3 protein-coding genes, 1 pseudogene and 1 riboswitch are annotated in these 4706 nt (G+C 68.6%); of the genes and pseudogenes, 3 read left to right on the forward strand and 1 reads right to left on the reverse strand.

Features of this window, described 5'->3' with window-relative positions; translation table 11 throughout:
- From FVW20_RS07860 to ribB, 3 genes are all read left to right on the forward strand, one after another.
- Positions 1-628, forward strand: a 628-nt coding sequence (locus FVW20_RS07860; RefSeq protein ID WP_231038962.1) for a sensor histidine kinase, incomplete at its 5' end; no start/stop codon positions are given.
- A 295-nt stretch (positions 629-923) separates the two neighbouring features.
- Positions 924-2384, forward strand: coding sequence for a sigma-54-dependent transcriptional regulator (locus FVW20_RS07865; protein WP_196608980.1), 1461 nt, complete (start codon positions 924-926; stop codon positions 2382-2384).
- A 555-nt stretch (positions 2385-2939) separates the two neighbouring features.
- Positions 2940-3099, forward strand: a riboswitch (FMN riboswitch).
- A 219-nt stretch (positions 3100-3318) separates the two neighbouring features.
- On the forward strand, positions 3319-4116 hold the full coding sequence (ribB, locus tag FVW20_RS07870; protein ID WP_231038963.1) for a 3,4-dihydroxy-2-butanone-4-phosphate synthase: 798 nt from the start codon (positions 3319-3321) through the stop codon (positions 4114-4116).
- A gap of 244 nt (positions 4117-4360) precedes the next feature.
- Here ribB and FVW20_RS07875 read toward each other — a convergent pair.
- A pseudogene (locus tag FVW20_RS07875) lies at positions 4361-4706 on the reverse strand (YihY/virulence factor BrkB family protein); the annotation flags it as partial.

Here is a 4706-nt window from a genome sequence, read left to right on the forward strand (position 1 = left end):
GGACCGGGCGCTGGGGCTGGTGGGGGCGCAACTGCGCGCCCACAGGGTGACCGTGGAGCGCGTGCTGCCGCCGGACCTGCCCGCCGTGCGCGCCAACCCGGTGCAACTGGAGCAGGTGGTGATCAATCTGGTGGTCAACGCCATGCACGCGCTGGACGCCCGGGAACCGGCGGACGGGCAGGAACGGCGCATCCGCATCGAGGCCGCGTACCGGCCCGCGCCGCGCGGCGCGGGTGATCGCTCCGAATTGCCAGACAGGCCAGACAGGCCAGACAGGCCAGACAGACTAGGCAGGCCAGACAGGCCAGACAGGGCGGACCGGAGAGGCCATGCCGAAGGGCAGGACGGACGCCCTGCGGACGGAGAAGCCCGGGCGGGGCGGGTGCTGCTGACCGTTGCCGACAACGGGCCGGGATTGCAAGGCCTGGAAGACCGGGTGTTCGACCCCTTCTTTACCACCAAGGATCCGCACAAGGGGTTGGGGCTTGGCCTCGCCATCGTGCACAGCTTCGTGGAATCATGGGGCGGCGATATTTCCGTGTCCGGCGGCGAGCCGCCCATGACCGGCGCCGCGTTCACCCTGGCCTTGCGCCAGGCCTTGCCGACGGAGCGCGATACCGGCAAGTAGCGTATCCCCTGCGAAGGGGGGACGCGTTGATGGCCGCCCGAACAAACGGACCGGGGGGCAAACTGCGGACCGGGTCGTGACCCGGGCCGCAGGCCGTCGGGCCAGACCGGGAGCCAGACCGGGAGCCAGACCGGGAGCCAGACTGGGGGGGCAAACCGGGGGGGGACCGTCCGGACTGAATGCCGGACGGAATGCGACAGTCAGACTGACGGGGCGGAATGCCCCGCGCCAGGGCGCGGCAGGCGCAGAAGACGCCGCCCCCTTGACGCCCATCACGCTGCCAAAGGACATGTACATGCGCATACTGATCGTCGACGACAACCTGCCCAGCCTCCAGAGCCTCAGCCTCGTCCTGCACGACCTCGGATATGAACCGACCCCCTTCGAAGACCCAGTGGCCGCGCTGGCAGAGGCCCGCACCACCTGGTTCCCGCTGATCATCACCGATATTCGCATGCCCGGCATGGACGGCCTGACGCTGCTTTCGCATCTGAAGGAAGACCCCACCACCGCAGAGGCCGACGTGGTGCTGATCACCGGCCACGGCGACATGGAGACTGCCGTCGAGGCATTGCGGCGCGGGGCCTACGATTACCTGAACAAGCCCATCAACGCTCGCGAGCTGGCGGCGGTGGTGGAGCGTTGCGCCGAGCATCAGGCGCTGCTCATGGAAAACCGGGAACTGCGCGAGCACCTGGACGAGGCCGTGGAAGAACGGGCCGACACCCTGCGCCGCGAACTGGAATCGGCCCGCACCCGACTGCGCCAGGTGACCGGCATCGGCGACGTGGTGGCGGCATCGCCCGCCATGTCCGGGCTGCTGGACGAGACCCGCGTGTTCCACGACGAACCGTCCGTGCCCGTGCTTATCGAGGGCGAAACGGGCACCGGAAAGGAAGTGGTGGCCCGGCTCATCCACTACGGCGAATCGGGCAACGATACCCCGTTCATTGCCCTGAACTGCGCGGCCATTCCGCATGAGCTGTTCGAGGCGGAACTGTTCGGGCACGAGCCGGGGGCGTACACCGGCAGCCGCGCCGGGGGCTCCCCCGGCAAGCTGGAACTGGCTGCCGAGGGTACCCTGTTTCTGGACGAAGTTGCGGAAATGCCCCTGTCTTTGCAACCCAAGCTGCTGCGGGTACTGGAAGAACGCAGCTTCTACCGCCTGGGCGGTGTGAAGCGCCGCGAATTCAAGGCCCGGGTGGTCTGCGCGGGCAACCGCGACCTTGCGGCCATGGTGGAGGCCGGGCAGTTCCGGCGCGACCTGTACCACCGGCTGCGGGTGGGGCATCTGCGCATTCCCCCGCTGCGCGAACGGCCGGAAGACATTCCCGTGCTGGCCGGGTTGTTCCTGCAACGCGAGGCGATGCGCAAGAAGAAGCACTTCACCGCGCTTTCGCCCGACGCCCTGCGCCTGCTGGGCCGCCAGCCGTGGACCGGCAACGTGCGCGAACTGGAAAATGCCGTGGAACGCGCCGTGCTGCTGCACGACGGCCCCGCGCTCACCGCCCGGCACCTGAGCTTTCTGGATGAACACGCGATGGCCGAGGTGCCGACGCCCGTTACCGCCGGTCAGCCCGGCGCGTGGCGGCTTGACCCGGACAACCTGACGTTGCCGGACGCCCCCTTTGACGTGGAAGCACTGGTGGACGGCCTGGTGCGCAAGGCGGTGGAACGTTTTGGCGGCAACAAGAGTCGGGCGGCGGCATATCTGGGCATTTCTCGGTTCGCCCTGCATCGGCGGCTGTCCAAGTAGCCGGACCTGTCCACATGGACTCGGGATTTCCCTACCTTCGGTGCGGGTTCGGTGTTGTCATGTGCGGCAACGCCCTACCGTGCGGAATCGCACGTTCGAATTCGCACGGCAAGGTGCCGGAACAAGGGGGCCGCTACAGGGGATCTGTTCAGGTGTTGATGTATCTGTATGTTTTTGCAGGAAAATAACCTTGGACAGTGGTTGTCCTCATTGTGGCACACAGCTTGCTAGACAATGAGAAGACTGCGGGACACAAGCCATACCGGCGGTCCCCCCCGACCACCGTAGTCGAACCCAGGCTCTGATGTGCCGGACCCCTTGGCGGATATTCCCCCCCCATCTGCCCAAGGTCCGGGGTGTTACCTCAGATCCCCCCTTTCGGAAGCCTTCTGTACGGACATCCCCCCCGTCCCGCAGAAGGCTTTCGACTTTTCCGCGCTCTGGCGGTTATCCTTTCGCGCGCCATCCGCCACCGTCGTTGCCTTTTCCTCTTCCTTCCCGACTCCACCCCTGGGTCATGCTTGCATCGCGTGCCCGGTGGATGTAGCATCCGCCCCGAATCCTCAGGGCGGGGTGAAAGTCCCCACCGGCGGTATTCCCGCGCGGCTTGCCGCGCCGGAGAGCCCGCGAGCGCCCGTTCCGTCGTGGAACGGGGTCAGCAGACCCGGTGAGATGCCGGGGCCGACGGTAACAGTCCGGATGAAAGAGGACGCGGCGCAACGCCAGCCGACCTCGTGGGCAATCCCGCGTGCGGTTGCGGCATGGCGTGTCGCGTGACGGCATGTCCGCTCCTGCGGCGTGCCGGTGCGGGCCTTCCGGCGGGCGCGGCTGCGATGCGCGCCCCGGAGCCTGATCGGTGCGTTGTCCGTGGGTGTACCGTCCCGCCGCGTTTCCACACGCCCTGATTCTGGACCTCCAGCCAAGGAGATGCGCCATGAATCAGCCGTCCCCCACTCCCGTTCAGGCCGGAACCCCCGGCCCTCCCATGCATTCCGTCACGCCCGTGCCGCAAGCCGGGCCTGCGCCGTTGCCGCAGGCGGCTCCTCTGGCCCCTCTGGCAACAGTCGAGCAGGCCCTGGACGTCCTGCGCGCGGGGCGCGGCATCCTTGTCGTGGATGACGAGGACCGCGAGAACGAAGGCGACATGATCTTTGCCGCCGAAACCCTGACAGAGGCGCAGATGGCCCTGCTGATCCGCGAGGGCAGCGGCATCGTCTGCCTGTGCCTTACCGGCGCCCATGCGGACGCGCTGGACCTGCCGCCCATGGTGGCCTGCAACACCAGCCGCACCGGCACGGCCTTTACCGTGACCATCGAGGCGGCGGAGGGCGTCACCACCGGCGTCTCCGCCGCCGACAGGGTGGCCACGGTGAAGGCGGCGACAGCCCCTGGCGCTCGGCCGGAACACCTGCGCCGTCCCGGCCACGTCTTTCCGTTGCGCGCCCGCCCCGGCGGCGTGCTGGAACGGCGCGGCCATACCGAGGCCACCGTGGACCTGATGCGCCTTGCGGGCCTTTCGCCCTGCGGGGTGCTGTGCGAACTGACCAACCCGGACGGCACCATGGCCCGCCTGCCGGAAGTGCGTGCCTTTGGCGCGCGGCAGGACATGCCCGTGCTGACCGTGCAGACCCTTGCCCGGTGGCGCGCCCTGCATGATCCCGACACGGGGACCGACATGAATTGCGGCAAAGTGTCCGAAGGGTTCTCCCGCAAGGGGGTGGGCATGGCGTAACGTCCAGTGCGCTCCGGCTTTTTCTGTCCCCGCTCCCCCGGGCCCAGGCGACTGCGACGCCAGCCCCGGCCAGCGGGAAACGGAGAATTCCCGGCTGCCGGGATTCCGTTCCGCCCGGCGACTGCGACGCCGGCGGGGCGGTACGGCGGAGGGGGCTGGCCGGAGCGCCGTGAGCGTATGGGAATGATGCGGCGGCGCGACGGGAAAATCCCGCCGCGCCGCCGTCATTGTGCCCGGGTTCTCTTCAAGCCCTGCCGCTGCCGGAGGGGCCGCCCTTGCCGGTGCCGCCGGTGACATCAGGGGATGGGGGTGATGGGGGCAAGGGGGTGACGTGGGCGGAGGGGGATCCGTCGTTCACGGTGCCGCGCTGCAACTCGTGCAGGTGCGGTGTGTACGTTTCGTTTATTCCTGCGCTGTCGCGAGGGGCATTGTTCGCGGCAGGCCATGCATCGCCCGGGGCGTGGTCAGGCGCGTCGTCAGGCGCGTCGTCAGGCGCGTCGTCAGGGGCGTCGTCAGGGGCGTCGGGCGCGCGGGCCGGGGCCGCGTCGAACCAGTCGGGCAGGGTGGTGTCGTGGTAGGCGCGCAGGGTG

The organism is Nitratidesulfovibrio oxamicus, from assembly GCF_015731765.1.
In the GTDB taxonomy this organism is placed as follows: Bacteria; Desulfobacterota; Desulfovibrionia; order Desulfovibrionales; family Desulfovibrionaceae; genus Cupidesulfovibrio; species Cupidesulfovibrio oxamicus.